Below are 22869 nucleotides of genomic sequence, written 5' to 3' on the forward strand. Positions count from 1 at the left end.
AGGTTACCTACGTGAGGTTACCTACGTGTTACTCACCCGTCCGCCGCTAGCTTACCCCGAAGGATAAACCCGCTCGACTTGCATGTATTAGGCACGCCGCCAGCGTTCGTCCTGAGCCAGGATCAAACTCTCCATAATAGAAAAGCTGAAATGCTCATTTTGAAGCTAGCGAGATTTTGCAATCTCAATTGTAGTCACTTGCGTGACTGAATTTGCTGATATGCTTCATTCATTTGTTCAGTTTTCAAAGAGCTTTATTGCGTTACCGTTTAAAGCGTTAATGTGTCGCTCTTGCGGTGACAAGAACATATATTATCAGGTTTCAAAATGAAATGCAAGTATCTTTTTAAATACATTATCTTACAGCTTGGTAAAGCCTGTAGTTACTGCATTTCGGCGCCAAACATCCTTCATGCCAAGCAAATGAACGCCACCGATCCATTCATCGATCCCGTTCAGAAAGATATGATCCTGCTTACAAGTAAGAATAAGTTTACCCATATCTGTTATCTTTACTCTGTAATTTTCAAAATGCGGCGGCCACGCTTCATTGTACCTTGGCAGCTTATCACCACCGAGGACTTGGATAAGGGGATGCTCGCAATGCCAAAGCCCATTCAGGATGCCAAAGAATTGCAAATCACCTAAGCCATAGCGGATGGCTTGCTCAGATATGTTTTGAAATAAGGACAAGACGGACACCTCGTCATCCATTAAGAGCTCAAGCGTCAACTGCTGAATGGCGGTCAAGCCATTTTGCATAGAAGGAAAACGGGCTGTATGGGCCTCTAGGGCCTTTTTAAGAAAAGGGAATGGGGAGAGATCTTCTTCTAATAATACTGCCATAGGCAAAGGCTCGGAAGCCGAATAGGCTGTCCAGACCTTGCTGGCAAGGGATTGCTGATCATCGCTCACAGGCAACCAAGTGCCATGCAGATGTAGAATTTGATCTACGGTTAATTGCCCCAAGCCATAGAAAGGGTCTACGCCAGGGAAGCTGTCAATGCAGATCAATGATAGTTCGAAGGAACAGCCAGGTAAGCCATCGATTCTTGAAAGCAGATAACACAGCATCAATTGATCGTATAGATCATGTTCAAACCATAAGACAACCTCGTCCACATCCTTGAGGGTATCTAGCCTCGCTTCCTGCTGTATGGTCTGGGACTTGAAAGTGTCCTCGGGAATGCCGTAACGGTCATTCATATAAGATGCTCTCATAGAGATAAGGGCACTATCAGTCATCTGCATGCCGATAGGTCCCTCATAAAGTGACTCGCGCCACACCAAAATCTCTCCTTGGATACCGGATGCTCGAAGCTTATCGCCGAATGCGTCTCCGTTGACGATATGTAGGGTCGTTACAGGCATGGCGCTGTCACCTCTCTTCTATATAGATTAAGCTTCACCTAGCAGTTGCAAAAGCTCCTGTTCATCTTCAATGATTCGGATACCCAGCTCTTGCGCTTTCGTTAGCTTACTACCTGCGCTTTCGCCTGCGATTACGATGTCGGTCTTTTTGGAGACACTGCCGGTGATTTTAGCACCTCTGGCTTCGAGCTTCTTCGCACATTCGTCCCGTCCCATCGAGGAAAGTGTTCCTGTGAGGACGATTGTTTTGCCGAAGAACGGGTTATCTTCGCTGGCCACGATGACCGGGGCTTCCTCTGCAACAGGGCTCACACCTGCGGCTAGCATCCGCTCAATGCTGGATACCATCACAGGGTCACGGAAGAACGAGTGAATGCTCTCCGCTACGATACCGCCCACGTCTGGAAGCGTAATAAGCTCCTCTGTTGTTGCTTCCATGATGCGCGAAAGGCTGCGATAGTGATCGGCGAGCACTTTCGTAGTGGTTTTGCCCGAGTTCGGGATGCCCAGTGCATACAGGAAAGACGCGAGATCGCGGGACTTGCTCTTATCGAGGGCGCCGAGCAGGTTGCGCGCCTTCTTCTCACCAAAACGATCGAGCTTAACCAGATCGTCGAATTGCAAGGTGTACAGATCCGCAGGATCGCGGACATCCAGCTCTTGATGCAGCTGTGAAGCGGTCATCTCGCTGAAAAATTCTATGTCCATCGCATCGCGCGAAGCAAAATGCGCCATCCGGCCCACGAGCTGCGGACTGCAACCGAGTCTGTTGAGACAGAAGAGGTGCGCACCGCGCATCTCCAGCTCACTGCCGCAGGACGGGCAATGCGTCGGAGCGACGATCTCCTCGCCGTCATTCTCCTCGGTCACCTTACCGAGAATCTCTGGAATGACGTCATTCGACCGGCGAATGTAAACGAGGCTGCCAAGGGCGTGTTTGAGGTTTTTGCGCTCAATGTCGCCAACGTTGTTGAGCGTACAGTTCTGCACGGTTACGCCTGCGAGATCGACGGCTTCTACGCGGGCTAGTGGTGTGATTTTACCCGTGCGGCCGACTTCCCAAGAAACACTTTGCAAAATTGTCGTCGCTTCTTCGGCTTCGAACTTATAAGCAATCGCCCAACGCGGGAATTTATCCGTATAGCCGAATACTTCCCTTGTGCGCATATCMGTCAGCTTTACGACACTTCCATCAATCAGGAAGTCGAAGCTGGACCGCTCTTCAGCGATGCGTTCGAGCTCGCTACTTACCTCTTCGATGGTCGAGAAGTACCGTGTACGGTTACTGATTTTGAACAGGTTATCCCGCAAGAATTGAACCATCTCCGCATGATTTTCAAATTGAAGGTCACTCGAGTAGCCCACATTATAGAAGAAAGCGTTCAGTTTACGCTCTGCGGTTAGCTTAGGGTTCTGATTACGCAGGGCACCAGCTGCGGCATTACGAGCATTTTTGAGCGGCTCTGCGGCCGTCTGATTGTAAGCTTCTAGGACAGACAGGAACATGACGCCTTCGCCTTGCACTTCAATCGTCCCTTGATCGTAAGGAATCTCGAGCGGGATTGATTTGATCGTTTTGACTTGGGCCAAGATGCCCTCGCCAACGGTACCATTCCCCCGTGTTGAGGCTTGTACTAACTGACCTTGTTCATAGGTAAGGTTTAACGTAAGCCCATCAAACTTTAGCTCGACCACATAAGTCGGGTCTGGCAGAGGCGTCTCAGGGTTCTTGCTATTGTAATCCGCAATCAGCTTAAGTACACGTGTATGCCAGGTTGCCAAATCGGTAGCGTTTTGAGCCTTATCCAGGCTCCAAAGACGCGCTAAATGACGATGTGGTTCAAAGCCTTTGAGCAGATCTCCACCTACCCGATGGGTAGGGGAAGCAGGCAGGGTAACCCCTGTTTCCTGCTCCAGCGTGGACAATTTATCGTAAAGAGCATCCCATTCTGCGTCAGAAATCGTAGGTTGATCCAACGTATAGTAGTTATGGTTATGCTTGTTGATTTCTTGGATGAGGGTTTTCATTGCCGCGAGTTTATCGATCATGGCGGACTTCCTCTCTCAATGGGAGTATTGGCGGACAAGGCAAGGTTGGACGAGACAAGGCAGAGCGCTCCTACACTTTCGTGATCGGAGCGAACTTCGCGAGCAGGCGCTTCAAGCCAACAGGCGCCGGGAAAGCAATTTGCAGCTCGGTGTCATCACCCGAGCCCTTCACGGACACGACGGTGCCGATGCCCCACTTGCCATGCGACACGCGGTCGCTGGCCTTGTAGTCCGGCACCGCGCCGCCTGCGGCAGGCTGCGGAGCCCGGAACGCGGCCGGTCGAGGCGCGGCCGCGGGGCTTGGCGCAGCAGTCCCGCCAGCGGCAGTGCTAGTGCTAGGCCGTCCCCCGAAGGAGGACGGCGTGCCCCAGGCAGACGAGCCGGTGGTCGTGCCACGGCTCGATGCAGCGGCGCTGCCGCTGCTGCCCCAAGACGAGGTGCCGCCGGAACGGCCGCCTCGGGAGAAGCCGCCGCTGGATCCGCCAGCGGAGACGGTTTCCAGGAGTTCCTTTGGAATCTCCTGAAGGAATCGCGACGGCGCGTTCGCGGCGGTACGGCCGAAGAGCGTGCGCATGCGCGCGCACGTGAGGAACAGCTCTTGCTCGGCGCGCGTAATGCCCACATAGGCCAGACGGCGCTCCTCTTCGAGCTCTTCGTTGTCGGCGAACGCACGGCTGTGCGGGAAGACGCCTTCTTCCATCCCGATGATGAACACGACGGGGAACTCCAGTCCTTTGGCGCTGTGCATCGTCATGAGGACGACAGCGTCCTGCTCTTCTTCGGGCTTGTCTTTATCTAGTGTATCGATATCCGCGATCAACGCTAGGTCTGTAAGGAAGGAAATGAGCGATTTATCCTCATTGCGCTTCTCAAAGTCCATGGTCACGGAYAGGAACTCTTCGATATTTTCGAGACGAGCCTTGGATTCGATGGTGTTCTCGCGTTGCATTTCTAAACGGTACTGAGACATTTCAAGGATTTTCTCGGTAAGMTCGGTTACGGATAGGTACTCTACCATGCGATTGAGGTTATCAACCATTTCGCGGAAATCCGCGAGGGCATGCTTGGCCTTCGTGTTGATCTCTAGAGAATCAACTTCCTCCAACATGGCAAATAGAGAGATCCCTCTACGTCCAGCCATTTCCGCCACTTTATCCAACGTCGTACCGCCAACGCCCCTTTTCGGCACGTTTACGATTCGGTTCAGAGAGATATCATCGTTCGGATTGGAGATCAATCTTAAGTATGCCAAAATATCCTTAATCTCTTTCCGATCATAGAACTTGACCCCGCCGACGATGGTGTAGGCGATATCGGATTTAATTAGAATTTCCTCGATGACCCGGGACTGAGCGTTCGTACGGTACAAGATTGCGTGATGGCCGAAGTTCTTCCCGTTCGATTTATTCTTATTGATTTCATTCGTAACGAAGTAACCCTCTTCATACTCGGTATCAGCCTGATACAGCTTAATCGGTACGCCGCCTTCTTTATCTGTCCAAAGGTTCTTCGGCTTACGACCTGTGTTGTTCGCAATGACTTTATTCGCAGCCTGCAAAATATTCGAGGTTGAACGATAGTTCTGCTCCAAGAGAATAGCCGTTGCATCCGGGTAATCCTGTTCAAAATTAAGGATATTGCTAATATCCGCCCCACGCCAACGGTAGATGGACTGGTCACTGTCCCCCACAACGCAAATGCGTTTATGTTTGGACGCAATCATTTGGCATAGCATATATTGCGCTCTGTTCGTATCCTGATACTCATCGACATGGATATATTGAAATTTGTTTTGATAAAATTCCAGCACCTCTGGAACTTCTTTAAACAAATGGATCGTCGCCATAATCAAATCGTCAAAATCCAAAGAATTATTGGCTCTAAGCTTCTTCTGATAAAGCGTATAAATTTTCGAGGTCAGCCCATCGAAGTAGTCACCGATTTTGTCTTCAAATTGTTTAGGAGAGATAAGTTCATTTTTGGCTGTGGAGATGGCTGCTTGAAATGTTTTGGGCTCGTGTTTCTTCGTATCAATGTTGAGCTCTTTGCAGCAGGTTTTGATAACTGACAGTTGGTCACCTGAATCTAGTATCGTAAAGTTCGAGGAAAAGCCGATCCGATTGATGTCCTTGCGCAACATTCGCACACACATCGAGTGAAACGTGGATACCCAAATATCACTTCCACTACCACCTACCAGTTTACTAACACGATCTTGCATCTCACGTGCTGCTTTGTTCGTAAAGGTTAGCGCTAGAATGTTCCACGGTGCCGCTTTGCGTGTACCAATCAGGTATGCGATCCGATGCGTGAGCACGCGCGTCTTACCGCTTCCCGCTCCAGCCATAATTAATAGAGGGCCGTCTACGGCTTCTACAGCTTTGCGCTGTTGAGGGTTTAACTTTTTGACTGCTTCTAAAATATTGACAGTTTCATTCACGTTAGAGTTACCTTCCATTTCTATCAAAGTTCACATGCACGGTCTGGAGCGCCTGCTCCAAGTCACTATATATAATGTTGCCGACCACAATGGTATCTGCCGCTTCGGCTGCTAGTTGCGCTTTCTCTAGGGAGTCGATCCCGCCACCATACAATAAACGGGCATTCTCGAGCACTTGCCGCGTCCGACGGACGAGCTCCATATCTCCGAAGGTGCCGCTGTATTCCAAATACACAATCGACATATGAAAAAGCTTGTCCGCCATACGCGCATAAGCTGCTACGTCCTTCGCATCCAAGTCGGTACGCGCTGAGGTCAGCTGGGCTGCCGTCGCTTCTTTATTCAATATAATGTAGCCTTCGGCTACGATCTCATCCCAATTCAATAATGCGCCGTATTCCTTGAGCGCCTCATGATGTTGCCCAACGATCCATTTCGGATCATCTGCATTCAGCACAACGGGTATTAGAAAAAGGTCAAACCCAGGCACAATTGCTTCCTGATTCGAAATCTCCAAGGCAACAGGAACCTCATATTGGCGGATTCGCGATAGAAGATCTACCGTGTTATCAAACGTTACTCCGGAAGAGCCACCTACGAGAATCGCATCTGTACCGGATAAACAAAGCCGATCCAGCGCCTCGTCTGAGATGTCCCTGTCTGGGTCGAGCTTAAATACATGTTTCCACTTGCGTATATCGACGATCAAATGTTTCCCTCCGATTAGGCGGCAGTTCTGCCATACTAACAACAGTCTATGCTACGCATTCTGGTGTGTCAAATGACAAAAGACGGGCTAATCGCCCGTCTTTTGGAGGAATATGCAACTGAACGTATCCGATCTGCGTCGAAGCTACATTTGCGCCGAAATACGCACAAATGTTCGTTATTTCACAACGATGTTGAGAATTTTCTCCACATTGATTTCTTTGTGATCATTTTGCTGAAGCTCAAGTTTAATTTCATGGGCACCTGTTGTTAAATTCGTGAGCGTCAATGGGCCTGTCTTCCCGATCATCGCCTTCTGCTTGCCATCCACATACAGGTGGAGATGTCCTTCTCCCAGTACGTTGGCTTTATTCATGTCTTCTTCCGATAATTTAAAATTGGACGTTTGGTACGTAATCGTGACATTCTTCCCGTCTACCTTGTAGCTGGCATCAATCGCAGGCTTTGCACTCGTCGTTGCCGCTTTCGTTCCTGTTCCTGTTCCTGTCTCCGTCTTCACTTGAACTGTTTTCGTTGTACCCGCATCCTTCGTCCCTGTTGCTACGGACGGGATGACCTCATCTTTGGAACCGCACGCTGTTGTTAATGCTCCAAGTACCACTAGAGTAGCCGCACCATATACCCATGTTTTTTTCATCAGCTTAAGCTCCCTTTTCCCTAAGTTTGGACATCCTATGTTCCTTATATATGTGAGCCAAGCCGTACTCATTCCTGAATTAGAAAAATAGTGGGACAAATTAGAGGAAGAAGCAAAAAGACACCCTGCCAATGGAGGCCAGGATGTCTGAATGTCTGGGAACGATCTAAACATGAGATTACACTTGTTTAGAAGTTATATTTATTACCTTCTTGTGACCTATTCATGTAGGAGTTTCCTTCGGAACCGGACGATGTTACGCCCTGCTGTGAACGGGAAACAATACGTGCTTGTGCACCTCTGCCTGTCCCCGTTATGCCTGTATGCTCATTTGCTTGGTTGGAAGAAGCTGCATAGCCCTGAGGCCCACGACCATAGTTCGATGCATCATGACTCTGATCTTGGTAGCTCCTTGTTGGAGTTTGGTTATAAGAAGAGGACTGTTGCTGAGACTGACTAGGTGTATATCCTTGGCCTCGACCTTGTTGATTATTGTATACCGCATTCGGATACTGGTTTGCATAATTCACTGGCTGGAACGAAGGTGCAGGTGCTGCCGTTGTCGTTGGTGCTTGGTGCAGTGCCGCAACTTGATTCTGCCCTTGATTTGGTTGTCCTTGTTGCTGACTGTATGGCTGTCTTTGTTGGTATGACTGTTCGAACTGGTGAGACTGCGTTGGGTACGATTGGTGTTGCTGCGATTGAGATTGAGTTTGCGGCTGTTGCTGCTGTTGCGACTGTGTCGTTGACTCCGAATTCCGATCTTGCTGGGTAAAGCTTGCTGAAGCAGCTCTGCTAACATGCTGTTGGACGATAGCTTGTACTTGTAACGCCGTCTGACTCTGCTTCTGAATCTCTTGCTCAATCATCTGCTGCTCAGCCTGCCCAATTTGATAACCGCCAAGACTCTGAATTTCTTGAAAAACAAGCGCTTGGTCATCCAATGTTTTTTGCAATAAAGTTTCGAACGTCTGTCGAATGCTAGGATTAGCAGCTTCCAAGGCAGCCGTTGTGTATTCACGCGCACTGCGCTTCAGTTCAGACAGGACGAAGTTGGCAAAGTCTAAATCTTCTAGGTCGACTTGCTGCTGTTGTTGAGAATTTTGCTGATACATGCGTTTTGCACCTCCTTGTGGGTTCGAATTAGTGGGTCATGCCGGATTGCTGTTGCAGGGCATTCATTAGGATACTCATATTTTGCAAGCGTTCTTGAGATAGGTGAGACAGGGTTTGTTTCAAGGACTGACTTTGGCTGTTCACCGCGCCTTGTACACAAAGCTTTGCTAACAATTCTTCATTCTTGAATGTATCCGATAGATACGAAAGTTCTTTACCAGAAATAACTTGGTTCTCTTGTGTGTTGTACATGTGCATGTGACCTCCTTTCCTCTCTTTTATTTTTCCCAAAAAATGCCGTTTTATGTCGGATTAACAAAAAAACTGCTTCGCCACAGTTTAAATCCCTGTAGGAAGCAGTTTTCTCATTAGGAAGCAGGCTTAGCGGTCTTGCCCGCATAAGCATCTGCTAGACTTTGAATATCCTCGGCTGCCAAAGCGTATGCCCACTGCCCACCCTGTTTAGCTAGCCAAACTTGTTCTCCGCTCAATTTACCTTCATAGACGTCGGTAACGTCCTTCCCGTCCACCGTCATAGCTATCTCCAACTTAAGCTCTCCACCAGTTGTCGGCTTCTGGGCTGCCGCTTGCGGAAGTTCACTGCTATGCAAGAAGATTAACTGATCGAGGAGCGGACTTGCCTCCGTGCCCTTCATCTCTTTATCCCCAAGCTTCCAGCCTGCATCCGCAGCGACTTTATCTTTGTCTGTCTTAGAAAGCGTCCATGATTGGCCCTTCCACGTCAACTTGACACTTTGCACCTTGTCGTTCTCCTGATGAATCGGGCTTGTGTCGGCAAAGTCGACCGGCGTTTTGTTCAGCGATGTCAATGATTGATCACTGACTTGATACACGGCAGATGAGCCTTCCACCTGCACGTAAGAGAAGCCTTCGATCGGCAGTGCAGTCCCTACGAGCAAGCCTTTATTGGAACCGTCCTTCAAGGTGACTTCATACGTGCCCACTGGTTTATCTAAGCCATATTCGGCTAGATTCGTTGCTTGATCCTCCACAAGCTTGGTCGATGTCACCAGACCTATCATATCTAACCAAGAATCAACTTGATTCGAATTGATCGGCGCAGCCGCTGGTTTTTGCATATCCCAACCAGTCGTCGTACGGCTTAGTTCAATCTGCGCCTCCTCCGTTTTCACCGAGACAGCCTTCACATCTTCTTGTTTCAGGGTTAGAAGGGACTTGGGTTCATCTTTCTTCTCTTGGAAGAAGTCTTTGCTTGAGGCGTACCAGAAACCACCGATGCAAATGACGACTAACAGAATGGTTGGAATAAACCGTTTCATCCTCTTCTCCTCCTCCACCAGATCAAGCCGCCAATGACAAGGAATAAGAGTGGTAAGAACACGATGGTAATGAGAAAAATCGTATTCGCTTGGCTAGGCGTAATCATCGCCTGTTGATACGCATCACCTTGACGCGGTCGGATCGTAATTTGATCCTTCTGTTCTTGCAGCCAGCCAATACTGTTCAGAGCAAAGTCCTTATTACCCTGATTCTGAATATCTTCATCCAGCACGAATGTAGAACCACCAAGAATAACGGCCTTAGGCTTGTTATCTTTGTCTGAGATGGCGTAACCCAAGTTAAGCGGTCCTTTGACATCTGTCGCATCCTGCTTCGTCTTATTCTGTGCCAGCAGGTTAATGTCGGTTTCACCGTATGCTTTGTCCGTTGTCGTCAACAACAAGGATTTCGTGTAATCTGGTGCACTATCATCGGCATTCAAGCTAACAGCCAATGAGAGCATGGTAATCAGATTGTTGCTGGATAATTTGTTCGTAATATCGTGTGAACCATACTCTGGAATGATCGTTAACGGGTCATACAACGACGTTTGTTTCGTTTCAATCGCAATCGCGTGCTGATCCTGAACACCGTAGGTTTTCATGATGGCATCGATGTTTTTCCACTTCGTCGTCATATCCTTATTGAAGCCCAGCGCGATATAAATTTTACCTTTACCCTTCAAATAGGTCTGAATGAGCTCTGCTTCTTTGTCGTTCAGATCGTTGGTCGGTCCAAGAAGCATGAGCATTTGCGCATCATCCGGGATTTTGCCTTCCACGTAAAGATTCAAATCTTTCACGTCATAGTTGGCAGCAGCCAGGCTGCTTTTAAAAATACTTGTAGCAGACGCCGGATACTCTTGATGACCTGACAGTAAGTAAACCGTATGTTTCTCTGTGGATGTCAAGCTTTGAATCGCTTGTGTAAACTTCTCTTCACCTGAGAAGGTGTAGGATCCATCCTGCTGTCCCACGAACAGTTCATAGAAGTTGATGTTTTGCTTTTTGGTGCCCAATTCGAAAATAATCGTTCCGCCTTGATCCACCCCATACTGCTTCGCCATCGAAGGCTGCTTCAGCATATCGTACTCATCGTACGTAATTTTACTGCTTTGCTTTTTGTACTCAGCTACCATATCCGTGACTTGGCGCGTCACAAAACCATTGCCATCTCCACTGTTCGTGAAAGCGATGACGTGAATATCTTGATTGAGATTTTTGAGTGCAGCGGTTGTTTGCTCTGAGAGCGTGAAATTTTTATTTTTCGTCAAATCGACCTGGAAGCCCTTAAGCGAGTGAAGGAAGATTGTCAGAATAATGAAAATGCCGATAACCGCGATTGATAGAACCGTCGCATTAGTTCCCCGTATCCACTTATTCATTCCGCTCACCTCCAACGCTTTCTTTCAAGGACTTGTATACAAAGAACCAGGAACACGGCTGTTAATGTGATGTAAAAGAGGATGTCTCCGCCATGGAAGACGCCTTTTTGCAGATTGTTCAAATGACTGGTCAGTGAGAATTGACCTACGTAATCCTTCAATTTACCCGTCATCGTGCTGCTAACCCAATCTAATAACCATAGCAAAAGCAGAATAACGAAGCCGGTGATCCCCGCAACCATCTGGTTATTCGACAGACTGGATGCGAACAATCCGATCGCCATCATCGCACAGCCAAGCAGGAACATGCTCAGGTACGACAACCATGTAACAGGCATATCTAATGTACCGAAGGAAGACATGATGAGCGGATATACGAGTGAGATCGCCACTAGGCCGACTTGCACGATTAGAGCGGATAAATATTTACCCAGCACGATTTCGCTAATACCCGCAGGTGATGTCAGAAGCAACTCGTCCGTACCCTGACGAAACTCATCTGCAACAAGACGCATCGTTAGAAGTGGGATGATGAACAGGTAGATGAACGTGGTATTGCCCACGATGGAGCGCGCGTCCACGATTGGCGGCTGTCCCGCTACGAAATTGATATAAAAGAAGAAGCTCGACAACAGCACGTAGAAGGCAAACGCCACATACGCAACTGGCGAGAAGAAATACATTTGCAGCTCTTTGGAGCAAATGGCCCAGATTCTACGCATCGGTGTCACCCTCCTCTTTGGATGTGTCGGCTGGCTCGTCCGTCGTCAGCTTGAGGAAGATATCCTCTAAGCTGAGGCTTTCCCGCTTCATCGCTAGAATCGGCAGTCCTGCGCTTGCGAGTCGGAAGAATACCGCTTCGCGGATGTCTTCTGCGCGATCTGCGGAGGTGACGAGGAGTTTAACGGACTCGACTGGTGCAGATGAAAGAGCAGCTGCGGGAACATCGGTTGCTTCGTCGGCAGCAGACTCCGAAGATTCCAAAGCTACCAAAGATTCTAGGGCAGACGCCGTTGGTACTACTGCCCCCGCTTCCGGTGCGTCGACTTCTTTCACTTCGCCGATGGAAGGCAGGCTGCGCAGCTCGTTCAGGATCCGCTCGCGAGGTCCCTTGACCTCGAGCGACACCTCGAACGTCTCGCCCATCGTGCGGCCGAGATGCTCGAGGCGCTCGTCGAGAACGACGCGGCCTTGGTTAATGATGAGAACGCGATTACAAATCGCGTTAATTTCAGGCAAAATGTGCGTGCTCAGCAGCACGGTGTGATTCTCGCCCAGCTCGTGGATGAGCTGGCGGATCTCGATGATCTGCTTCGGATCGAGGCCCGACGTGGGCTCGTCCAGAATAAGCAGATCCGGTTGGTGTAGGATCGCTTGCGCGAGTCCTAGGCGCTGCTTGTAGCCCTTGGAGAGGGAGCGAATGATTTGCTTCTCGCGACCTTGCAGTCCGAGCTTGTCGATGGCTTCGCCGACACGGAGTTTTTGCTCGCGCGCAGGCACATCGCGCAGGTTGGCGATGAAGCGCAGGTAAGACTGTACCGTCATCTCGGGGTACAGGGGTGGTGTTTCAGGCAAGTATCCGATCTTGCGGCGCGCCTTCTTCGGGTTATCGGCCATGGAGTGACCGTCTACCCATATTTGACCATGCGTCGGATTCAGGTAACCTGTAATCATGCGCATCGTCGTTGTTTTGCCAGCACCATTCGGCCCTAAGAAGCCGACGATTTCACCGCGCTGCATCGAGAAGTCGATGTTATGCACGCCGCGATCATTTCCGTACAGCTTGCTGACTTGTTTGACCTCTAGCATCCAAGATCCCCCATTTCTATGCGTTCGTATTATTCATCATCACTATACGGGTGGAAACATAAACCAACCTTAAGCGAATCTGAAAAATAGATTAAAATAATGTGTCTAAATTGTGAACTGGCAGAAGTGTTTTGTTTAGATGTGTTCCACTAGTGCACAATATGTCGGATATACGATTTAGATGGAAAATAGGTAGGTAATTCCGTGTGTTTCTCTGTTTTTCGTGAAATAACTGGAAAAGGTACAGCTATTCTTGGCTGTAAGACGAAAATGTGGAGGAATGATCAAAATTAGCTGGATAATTTCCAGTTATGCATTAAATTCGCTTAGAAATCGATAATTTAGATGGAGGTTTTCCATTTAAACGGTGCGGGGAAGCGTTGGCATGGGGCTTGATTGGGTGGTGAATGAGTTACGTTTGGCATGGACCTCGATTGATTGTTGGTTGAGTAACGTTTGGCATGGAGATCGATTGGGTGGTAGTTGAGTAGCGTTTGCTTGGGAGATCGATTGGGTGGTAGTTGAGTAGCCGATACAGCACCTGCTGGGGCAATTTGAGAGAGATAGAGTTGCTTCCACTGATTCAAGGTCGAATTCGTGGCTGTCGGGAAGAGGATCCGTGTGTTATTAACATCCCAAAACTCAAAATACAGCTGCGAGCTTCCTTGGGTATTGTAAGAATACACGGATGCTTCGTATTCCTTTCCAGGCGTCACCGCGATCTTCGTGCTGCGCAACCCCACCTTAAATCCGTTAACTGCACGCTGTAGACAGCGCTGTGCACGGTATACGTTGAGGATGTCACTGTCCCACTTATGACGGACCAACTTGCAGGCTTACCATCAGCAATCTGCTCAAAACCACCATTGGGAAGAATGGGTGAAGAATCTGCTCTTAGTTGTGTAGGAATGACAGTAAAAACAGAAAAAACCATTAAAAAAGATAGGAAAACAGCTAATATTGGCAGGCTTCGAAATCGATACATCAATCATCATTCCTGTCTTATTAAAATGGCAGTTAATCAAATTTAAAGCGTTATTATTCTTGCTTTCGATCATTATAAAGCCCGCTGCAGATCGGATACTATGCACTTATTTCAATAAAGTGTTCACTATTTCAATACAGCCTACATAAATCCTCATGTAACTTCCTTGAAACTGACACTTACGACGCCACACACATCATTAACTGGAAAACCTCCCGTTATTTTTCCGATTTCAGCTGGATTTTAAAGAATAACTGGAAAATAGGTAGGTAATTTCTAAGATTTTGCTGTGATTGAGGAAATGACTCGATATTACATGTACTTTTTCCAGATATTTATATAATGTTGAGGATTCTCACGGAATTAACTGTATGTTCTCCCGTTATATCTTTGTAAAGAGACCCTAAACTTTTAAAAAAACCGCCCCCCGACATCGTTGTCGGGAGACGGTCTAGAAATTGTGCTATATTCGTAGCTATTTATTTCACCAACGTACCCTTCGTTACACCCAATTGGTTCGTCGCCTTCAGGGAACGCCATACTTGTGTGCCACTAATTTGACCATCAATCGCTTTGCGGTACAGGTCAAGAATTTCGGTTACTTTCTCTGGTGTCTCTTCCAAGAACTCCACACGGAACGAGCGAATGCCTAGATCCATGAAATGGTTCAAATACTCTGCACCAGACTGATCTATCGCGTTGTACACGGTATTCCGGCAGCCTTCATCTACGCGCACGGGATGAGACATGCCCACACGATCCTGCAAAGAAACGCGCTTCTCCTCGCATGGACGACCACAGTTCGTGAAGTCAGTTCCTTCACTTAGGAACGTACAGTACACACAGTGTTCGGTGTGGAACATCGGCATGTGCTGATGAATAACAACTTCGAGCTTGGATGTTTCCGCGCGGCGAAGCAAGTCAACCATCTGCTGAATATTCAAGTCATACGAAGGTGTTACCTTTGAAAGCCCAGCAGCCAAGAACAAATCCGCTGCCTTATGGTTAGCAACATTCAAGGAGAAGTCACCGATCAACTGCGGTTGTGGTGCATCGGGATTCTCAAAGCGATGCTTCAAGAAATAGTAGGCTGCGCCAGTATTACGAATCAGAACCGCATCTGGCTTAAGCTTGAGTATATTGTTAAAATAGCCCGTTTCCCCTGGCATATGAATCCGCGGTGTCACGAGGGCAATTCGGCGCCCCGCGGCATGAACGGCTTCGACAGCGGCAGGAAACTGCTTAATAAATTCAAAATCAGCATAAATCAAGTTGACGTCCGTAGTCGCCAGCACAGCCTTCACCTGATCCAAGCTACGGCAAAGTGCGGTCAACTGGGCGCTACTACGATCCGCTTGGGATAGAGCAGGTGCATTCACAGCGGTAACAGCCGCATGATGCTCGGTCACAGCAACCGGCACGTCGTCATAAACGCCGACTTCACGCTTGATGTACGCGCGCGGCTTCTGCCGCTCGTCTTCCATCAACTCGACAGCCATGCGGCGCATGCTGTTCAGCTCACGCATCGGCACGATCAATGCGCCGTCCAGCTGGACATCCAGCTCGGCAAGCTCATAAATCGTGCCGCCAAGACGACCGAACTGCTCGGTGAAGAGCTGTTCGTCCATGGGTCTTTTTTCCGCTTGAACCAGCGGAAGCTCGGACTGTACGAAGACGGTGTGACCGCCTTTCACATCCGTCCACCAGCTCTTCAGCGTCTCGCCAAGGACGCCAGTTACTTTCACACTTACCGGGAATGTACGGTAAGGCTTATCCGTCTCGAACGTCTGACGCAGACGTTTGTCCAGCGCAGGATCGTTCGTCTTCCAGATGCGGTCGCCAACGTGCAAACGGCCTAGCTCTACATCGTTGCGTCCCATAACGATTTCGATTAATCCACCCTCGGCTTCGCCTTCGAGTTTCTCTCCCTTGCGGCGCAAATCGTAGATGCGCCCGCCTTCCTCCTTCTTCGTCGGGTCTCCCGCGTCGAAGACTAGCCCATCACCACGCTTCAGCGGCGCTTCCAGCTCACAGATCACCGCATCGCGCAGAATCTGCTTGATGCGACCCACGAAAACCCCACGGCTCTTCGGAAACGTGCCGTCAACCAACTGCTTGTTGTTGGTTCCTTGCAGGAACCCAACTGTAAAACCGCGTGAGAAGCTCTGCTGCAGCTCACGCACTTCCTCTTTGGACGGACGAGCGTCCAGCCCATCGAAATAACGATCAATGGCTTTGCGATATTTGCTCACAACATTGGCTACATATTCAGGGGTCTTGAGACGCCCTTCAATTTTGAAAGAACGAACGCCCGCTTCGATCAGCTCCGGCACGATTTCAATCGCCGCCAAATCTTTCGGCGACAGCAAATACGTCACGTCACCCATCGGCTTTTGCTCGCCATCGACCATCAAGTCATACGGTAAACGGCACGCCTGCGCACACTCACCACGGTTAGCCGAACGTCCTCCCCACATTTCGKAGGTTAAGCATTGTCCCGAATAGGACACACAAAGGGCACCATGCACGAACACTTCCATCGGAAGCTTCGCTTGATCACCGATTTGTTTAATTTGTTTCAGGTTATTCTCACGACCGAGAACGACACGTTCGATATCGAAAGGTTTTGTAAACTCAACCGCTTCTGGCGATGTAATCGTCATCTGCGTTGAACCGTGAATCGGGAAATCGGGTGAGATTTCACGAATCATTTTAACCAAGCCCAAATCCTGAACAATTACCGCGTCCACGCCCGCATCGACACACGCATCAATTAATTGTTTGGCATCGTTCAACTCTTCCTCGAATACGAGAATGTTAAACGTTAGGAAGCCCTGTACACCATATAGATGAAGGAACGACATAATATCCGGCAGCTCGGCCATCGTAAAGTTATGCGCTCTCGCTCTCGCATTGAATTTCTCCACACCAAAAAACACGGCATCTGCCCCATTGGCAACAGCCGCTCGCAAACAATCCCAATCCCCCGCAGGGGCCAATAATTCTACATCTTCTCTGCGTATCGTACGCATGGCAGCAAATCCTTTCAATATCAATCCTCGGTAATCCTCAAACTCTTCTCTTTAGTGTAACAGAAACGATAGGTAGGAATCTAGGGCAGGGGATAACTACCCCTTAAGCCAATATCCGACAATACAATGCGCTTCCATGCCTTTAGAAGTTAACAAACGTACCCATGAATGCTATAATGGCAAGGATAGTGGCCTTTATCAACCTTTCTAGCAATCGAGGGATCCTTTTGAATTTGTCGAAAATTCGTGTAACCCAACTACTTCTCGGGTTAAGCCTTGGCCTCTTAGTCATCGTGCTAACCCTTCTATTTTTGCCAAAAGTCGAGGAAACTAAGCTTCTATACGCAACGAGCGGGGATTCTTATGATACAGCCGCTTATAGTAATTTCGAGCAAACCTTGCAAGCAGGTGTTCAAATTGATAGAAAAAGCGTGCTTTCCCTCTCAGCCCGCCAGCTACGCTCCTATGACGCTCTATATCTGGATCCCGCGCTAGCGCAGGCTTCCACATGGTCCAAACAAGCGGATAAGCTCATGAGCTTCGTGAAGCACGGTGGACATTTACTGTTAGAAAATGAGTTCGCGAATCAGTTCCCGGTAGACTTTCTGGGAGCTAAGTCGATTATTGATTTGAACAAAGTGCCTATCGGCAACTTAGTTTTAAGCCCTCAGACAGTAGATTCGCTGACGCTTGGCTATCCACAGGTGTCTGTTAATTTACAGGGCATTCAGCAATCGTTTCAATTGTTTACACAAAGCTATCTCAAACATAATGCCATGGATGATATGCCTGGATTTCATCTTGGATACGGCTTCGAGCCATCTACGGGACAATCCGTTATCAACATGTATAAAGCATTCGAATCCAAGCAGCCTGTCTCCCTTGTCTTACACAATCGTGTGGGCAAAGGCGCCGTGCTCATCAGCAGTAATTTCCTGCCGAACCGGTACTTCCCTACGGGCTTTGATATGAAGAGCGGATTCGATCCGAAATTAGGCTTTGCCCAACTGGCAGAGAAGTACCAAGCAGCAAGCAAGGCAACACCGGGAACGACTTACTTCAATAAAAGAGCGATGCCCATCGAGCCCTATTTTAATTTTGCTTGGGCGGCGGCGAACATGCAGTATCGCAGTGAACTGCTCGCCTATGTCGCTAAGGAAACGCTCGGGTACAGTATTAAGAAGAGTCTTGGGCCGTATGGCAGGCCAGCGATGGCGTTTCAGAACCATTTTGAGGCGATGCCGGCCATTGGGCAAAAAGACGGCATTGCCTGGGCGGAGAAGCTGAAGGAGTATAACGAGGTTCCCTCGTTTACCCTCGTGCGCAGCGCCTTCTACTGGGGTGAATGGCGCGAGAGCGTGACGGTGCAGCTCAACACAGGAACGAACGCGAAGCCGTCGTTCGTCGGTGAGCTGCCCGGCTCCGGCTACGCGAGCGGACTGCACGTGATGGCTGCCGGCATTCCGTTGCGGCAAGCCACGTACGGGCCGTATCGTGACCTCGCAAGCACGATTGAACTGCCGTACCGCGCGTACCCGGCTGCCGCGGATCTGAACGGCGACGGCCGCATGGACCTCGTCGTCGGCAGCGCAGATGGATTCGTGTACGTCTACACGAATCTGGGCAAGGATGAGGCGGCTTACGTCAGCGAGCCGCCGCCGAAGGGCATGGCGCTGCCCGACACGTTCGGCGCGCCGGCGAAGTTACTGCTGGAGAGCGGCGCACCGCTCCAGCTCAGCCCTTACAGTGCCGTTCACGCCGCCGACGTGAACGGGGATGGCCGCACGGACCTCGTCGTCGCAGGCGAGTCCGGCGGGGTGTGGCAGCTGCCGCAACTCGCAGGCGGCAGGTTCGGCAAGCCCACGGCTGTGCTCGCGGGCGGGAAAGCGCTGCAGCTGCCCGGAGGGCCTGCAGCGCCAGCCGTCGCCGACGTGAACGGCGACGGCAAGCTCGACCTCGTCCTAGGCGCAGCCGATGGACGAGTGTGGCTGTATCAGGGCCGCAGCGCAGCGGCCCTGGATCTTGAACCGGAAGGCAGCGTGATCATCACGCTGCCGAACCGCTCCACGCACGCCGCGCCAGCGGTGCGTGACATGAATCAAGACGGCCGACCGGATCTCGTGGTCGGCAGCAGCGATGGGGACCTCCAAGTGTTCACGCAAGAAGTTGGTGGCGCTTGGGCAGACATAGGTCCCCTCGCAGGGACAACCTTGAACCAAGTCGGCAACCACGCGTTAGTTGCTGGACATTATTCCGTGCCACTATGGCTGGACCTCAATCACGACGGCAATGATGATCTCATTGTGGGTGGTATCGAATTCGGCTCTCCAGTGTCGATCGATGATCCGCACTTTCCATATAAGGCGGAATTAAACGAGTTCATTGCGTATGCGAAAGATCAGCATTTACAACTAAATCCGCATACATTTGTACATAATTTTAAGAGTGCTGAAGATGAGACCACAGAGTTCAACCTGCATCAACAGGCTTTTGATAAGCTCGGTATTCCATGGTTACATCCTGGAACGAACCAGCACACCTGGCGCATTAACAATGAAGATCACGATCAGACCCTGCTTACCGAGAAAGGAAAAGGCATGTGGTACAACTTCGGATTCTTACCGTCCGAGTCTCCTGTGCTCGCTCGTCCAGAATCGATCTGGTCGTTTCCCTTCCTTCTTCAAGATGAGCAAGGAAAGACTGATGCGACGATGCTCATTCATGCACCTACACCCGTCCTTAGGCCAGCTGGTGACAATGCGAACACGGATATTTTCGAATCCATGGTCAAGTTGGATATGCCGATAGATTATTTCGAGCATATTGAATACCATTTTCCTGAACCTCAGAAAATCGCTAACTTAACGGAATTCGCTGATTACTTTGACAAGCTTCGCACGAAGCATGATTATAATTTTATGTCCGAAACACAGATGGCCAAATCGTTCTTAACCGCTATGCAAAGCGATGTGAAGATCAGCCAATCCTGGGCCTCCTATCTGTGGGATCGATTGAAAGATCGTCTCAGCGGAGGTAGTCCTCACTTCCACGCTACGCTGTCACCAGAAACATCAGGCGTTTCTGGTTTAACGGAAGAGTACGCGAATACCTTAGGCGTCACCATTGAAAAAGGCGATAAGCTAGCCCTATACTCCCTGCAAAGCAATTCCAACATCTATACGACGATGGAGAACAAGTTATATCTCGGATTAGCAAAGAAGGCTGAGATACGCGTGGGCCCAACGTCACAACAGTTCCATGTTGTCCGTTCGAATGTTCCTTTTACCCTTACAGAGGAAGGAACCACCTATCAGCTGAAGCTTGAATCAGCGGGTCTGCAGCAAGTGAAATTGTTTAGTCCAGTTGAGCTCAAATTAGAGTCTTCACCTGATGTTACCGTCCAGCATGACGCTGCTTCCCAAACGTACACACTGACCCGATATGGGGATGTAACAACACTTACTCTTGCCGGACCTGTCGCCAATGCGCAGTAACCCTATCAACATTCTTCATCTACCTATTTTTGAATCAGGAGGCTTTCCCCATGTCTACTTTATTAGAAGAGCTTGAGCAGCATATTCGCGAGCGTTACGAAATTGCCGAGGACGATGACGATTTCGATGTTGATGTTCATTTGTTCGATTATGGTTTTATTGATTCCGTTGGGGCGACTGCCCTCATCGCGCATATTGAGAAAACGTACAACCTGCAAGTGACGAATCAAGATCTTATGCTCTATCCAATGAACACGGTGAATGAAATTGCCGAATTTATTTCCAAGAAGACAGCGAGGTAAGCGACTCATGAATACTGTTAAAATTCCACTTACGGGCCTAGCTGAAAGCCAACACGGTCAAGTCAAATATGCCTCTGCTTTCGCCGATGAGCATATTCAAGAAATCCTTTTGATCGATGGACACATCATCATTACGCACAACTCGCCAAACGGCGATGAAGGCATTACCGCACGAGTTAAGCGCTTGATTGAGCGTTTCTCCCATGGTGATTTCGGCTTCAAAGAGAATATTTTGTTCGAAAATAAAGTGGACACGCCTTATGAAGGCGATATTATTGCTGAGCTCGCTGAGCGTAAAGCGATTAAGGTGTTAGAGCCCGGCCTGTTCATCTTCCGTGAACCTTTCTCCAGCTTGATGCGTTTCCTTGACTACTCGTTCGTCAGCAAAATTGCCAGACGTTTCGAAGGTGTCCAAGAGGAACAATATCCTGCGGTCATCAACAGTCATACATTGAACAAAACGAACCATTTCACTTCGTTCCCCGAACACATTCATTTCGTGACGCATCTGCGTGAGGATCTCGATGTGATCGAAGCATTCTCCCAAACGATTCGTGAAGCTGGCGGCTGGGACCAAGAGAAGCCGTTGGCTTTGGATAACAACATGGTGAAGCCTAACTTCATGATGAACCCTTCTACGTGCTACCACTGCTATGAAGGACTTGAGAATGAAACACTTGAAGGCGACGGTATTGTCGTGACTGCGATTGCGAAATGTCATCGTTTCGAATCTAAGAACCATTCCGACTTCGGTCGTTTGCTCGACTTCTCGATGCGTGAAATCATTTTCGTCGGTAAGCCTGAGTTTGTGAAAGAGAATCGCTTGAAATCCATCGAGTATTTGAAAGAATTGGCGGTAGAATGGCAGGTAGACAGCCTTCTTGAGATCGCGAACGATCCGTTCTTCACGAACGATTTCCAAGTGAAAGCCTCCTTCCAACGCAACCAGGAGATGAAGTACGAGCTTCGTCTGAACATTCCGCATGTGAAGAAGTCGATCGCTTGCTCCTCCGTCAATTTCCATAGCAACACGTTCGGCAACGCTTTTAATATCAAAATGGGCAAACGCAACGCCGTCACAGGCTGTGTAGGCTTCGGTATCGAACGCTGGGCGTTCGCGTTCCTCGCACAGTATGGGCTCGATGAGCAGCAGTGGCCTGCCACGTTCCGTGAGCAGTACCACGCTTGGCAAGAGAAGGCTTTGTAATCTAATTCCCCMAGGGTTCTCGTTTATCCGAACGAGGCCTTGGGTTTTCATTTTCACCACTACGAAGATAATGAGTGATTCTATTGAAAGCAACCGCTGCTTTTCTCAAAAAAAATAGCTTTGCACTCGGCCTTTTGCTCGCCATCGTCGTCTCCGACCTGCTGATCTCCTGGTGGAACCCGATGGCGTCTTCACGCCGTTTTTACAAAAACGATTTCACCAAAACGCTCTTCCACCATAGCTGGTCCCATACGGGTCCGGTTTTCTTCGGTAATTCGGCCGTTACGGGTGCTTATATCGAAGAGAAGTCGGATAGCCATTTGGTCGAGATGGGGCTTTCCTACGGGAAGCTCACGGATCTGAAGGGCATACTGAAGAACAACCTCTACCAGGTGAAGGACGAGCTTGTCATCGGAATTGACGTGCATACGATGCTCGACCCTCTCGAAACGGATCCGACCTATCAGTGGTTCAAGCCTTGGTACCAGCCTTATGTGTATACGTACCGCGATTACTTCCGTGATTCGGGTACCGAGTTTGCTCGCAATTTAAGCAAAGGCAGTCTTGCCTTCGAGCCGCGCTGGATTGATAAAGAGCTGTACCCAGGACGTAAGGACGACGCAGCGTTGAAGCTCAAGTGGGACGACTACGACAAACGGTTCGGCGCCATGACACTTAAGGATTTCCAAGACAATCTGGATGCCTTGCAGTGGGTCCTCCAGTATGCGGACGAGCATAAGCTCGCGCTGCGTGTGATCTGGATGCCGTGGAACAAAGGCTACGCCGATCCTCCCTATGTCGCTTCACTGAAGGATGCCGTTAACGCCCAGCTGAAGGCTGCGAACGTTCCCACGCTCGATTTGATGCACACGTACGATCCGCGTTATTTCCATGACCTTGTTCACTTGAACCGGGAAGAGGGCGCGCCGTTATTTACGAAGGAGGTTGACACATGGTTAAATTCCTTAGGAAAACCGTCGAAATCCTCATCTACCTCGTGATGCTTTACTTG

Annotated in this window: 18 protein-coding genes and 1 rRNA gene; 5 read left to right on the plus strand and 14 right to left on the minus strand. The window is 49.3% G+C overall.

What is annotated here, in order from left to right:
* The 13 genes from AC1DLM_RS09460 to AC1DLM_RS09520 all read right to left on the minus strand — a co-directional run.
* Positions 1-138: ribosomal RNA gene (locus AC1DLM_RS09460) — 16S ribosomal RNA — on the minus strand; the annotation flags it as partial.
* A gap of 222 nt (positions 139-360) precedes the next feature.
* Entirely contained in the window at positions 361-1371 is a 1011-nt protein-coding gene (locus AC1DLM_RS09465; protein WP_441990827.1) for a DUF1835 domain-containing protein, read from the minus strand.
* A 27-nt stretch (positions 1372-1398) separates the two neighbouring features.
* Positions 1399-3420 (minus strand): NAD-dependent DNA ligase LigA, encoded by a 2022-nt coding sequence (ligA, locus tag AC1DLM_RS09470; RefSeq protein ID WP_477569831.1) that lies wholly within the window; start codon positions 3418-3420, stop codon positions 1399-1401.
* A gap of 70 nt (positions 3421-3490) precedes the next feature.
* Positions 3491-5860, minus strand: a complete 2370-nt coding sequence (gene pcrA / locus AC1DLM_RS09475; protein ID WP_477569832.1) for a DNA helicase PcrA — start codon at positions 5858-5860, stop codon at positions 3491-3493.
* Positions 5861-5867: 7 nt separating this feature from the next.
* Positions 5868-6569, minus strand: a complete 702-nt coding sequence (gene pcrB / locus AC1DLM_RS09480; RefSeq protein WP_441990830.1) for a heptaprenylglyceryl phosphate synthase — start codon at positions 6567-6569, stop codon at positions 5868-5870.
* Between the two features lie 177 nt (positions 6570-6746).
* A complete protein-coding gene (locus AC1DLM_RS09485) occupies positions 6747-7226 on the minus strand; it encodes a hypothetical protein (protein ID WP_477569833.1) in 480 nt (159 codons plus the stop codon).
* Between the two features lie 188 nt (positions 7227-7414).
* Entirely contained in the window at positions 7415-8341 is a 927-nt protein-coding gene (locus AC1DLM_RS09490; protein ID WP_477569834.1) for a spore coat protein, read from the minus strand.
* A 28-nt stretch (positions 8342-8369) separates the two neighbouring features.
* Complete coding sequence (locus AC1DLM_RS09495) at positions 8370-8594, minus strand: hypothetical protein (RefSeq protein WP_441990833.1); 225 nt, start codon at positions 8592-8594, stop codon at positions 8370-8372.
* A 116-nt stretch (positions 8595-8710) separates the two neighbouring features.
* On the minus strand, positions 8711-9643 hold the full coding sequence (locus AC1DLM_RS09500) for a DUF4340 domain-containing protein (RefSeq protein WP_477569835.1): 933 nt from the start codon (positions 9641-9643) through the stop codon (positions 8711-8713).
* Entirely contained in the window at positions 9640-11028 is a 1389-nt protein-coding gene (locus AC1DLM_RS09505; protein WP_477569836.1) for a GldG family protein, read from the minus strand. Before AC1DLM_RS09505 ends, AC1DLM_RS09500 begins: the two co-directional genes overlap by 4 nt.
* A 5-nt stretch (positions 11029-11033) precedes the next feature.
* Complete coding sequence (locus tag AC1DLM_RS09510) at positions 11034-11750, minus strand: ABC transporter permease subunit (RefSeq protein WP_171633200.1); 717 nt, start codon at positions 11748-11750, stop codon at positions 11034-11036.
* Positions 11743-12837: an ABC transporter ATP-binding protein gene (locus AC1DLM_RS09515; RefSeq protein WP_477569837.1), complete on the minus strand. Its 1095-nt coding sequence runs from the start codon at positions 12835-12837 to the stop codon at positions 11743-11745. Before AC1DLM_RS09515 ends, AC1DLM_RS09510 begins: the two co-directional genes overlap by 8 nt.
* Before the next feature lie 341 nt (positions 12838-13178).
* Complete coding sequence (locus AC1DLM_RS09520; protein WP_441990837.1) at positions 13179-13664, minus strand: hypothetical protein; 486 nt, start codon at positions 13662-13664, stop codon at positions 13179-13181.
* Between AC1DLM_RS09520 and AC1DLM_RS09525 the strand changes: the two genes are divergently transcribed.
* Positions 13653-13868, plus strand: coding sequence for a hypothetical protein (locus AC1DLM_RS09525; RefSeq protein WP_441990838.1), 216 nt, complete (start codon positions 13653-13655; stop codon positions 13866-13868). The genes AC1DLM_RS09520 and AC1DLM_RS09525 overlap by 12 nt on opposite strands.
* 433 nt (positions 13869-14301) lie before the next feature.
* On the opposite strand, the gene AC1DLM_RS09530 is transcribed toward AC1DLM_RS09525, so the two are convergent.
* Positions 14302-16854 (minus strand): U32 family peptidase, encoded by a 2553-nt coding sequence (locus AC1DLM_RS09530; RefSeq protein WP_477569838.1) that lies wholly within the window; start codon positions 16852-16854, stop codon positions 14302-14304.
* A 227-nt stretch (positions 16855-17081) separates the two neighbouring features.
* On the opposite strand from AC1DLM_RS09530, the gene AC1DLM_RS09535 reads away from it, so the two are divergent.
* From AC1DLM_RS09535 to AC1DLM_RS09550, 4 genes are all read left to right on the plus strand, one after another.
* Positions 17082-20348 carry an FG-GAP repeat domain-containing protein gene (locus AC1DLM_RS09535; protein WP_441990840.1) on the plus strand — a complete coding sequence of 1089 codons (3267 nt, stop codon included), beginning with the start codon at positions 17082-17084 and terminating at the stop codon, positions 20346-20348.
* A 50-nt stretch (positions 20349-20398) separates the two neighbouring features.
* The gene (locus tag AC1DLM_RS09540) at positions 20399-20650 is read left to right on the plus strand and encodes an acyl carrier protein (protein ID WP_065854648.1); all 252 of its coding nucleotides are present in this window, start codon (positions 20399-20401) and stop codon (positions 20648-20650) included.
* Between the two features lie 7 nt (positions 20651-20657).
* On the plus strand, positions 20658-21857 hold the full coding sequence (locus AC1DLM_RS09545) for a class-II aminoacyl-tRNA synthetase family protein (protein WP_477569839.1): 1200 nt from the start codon (positions 20658-20660) through the stop codon (positions 21855-21857).
* Positions 21858-22039: 182 nt separating this feature from the next.
* Positions 22040-22858 (plus strand): hypothetical protein, encoded by an 819-nt coding sequence (locus AC1DLM_RS09550; protein ID WP_477569840.1) that lies wholly within the window; start codon positions 22040-22042, stop codon positions 22856-22858.
* Positions 22859-22869: the final 11 nt, after the last annotated feature.

Source organism: Paenibacillus sp. 01T442, from assembly GCF_056398345.1.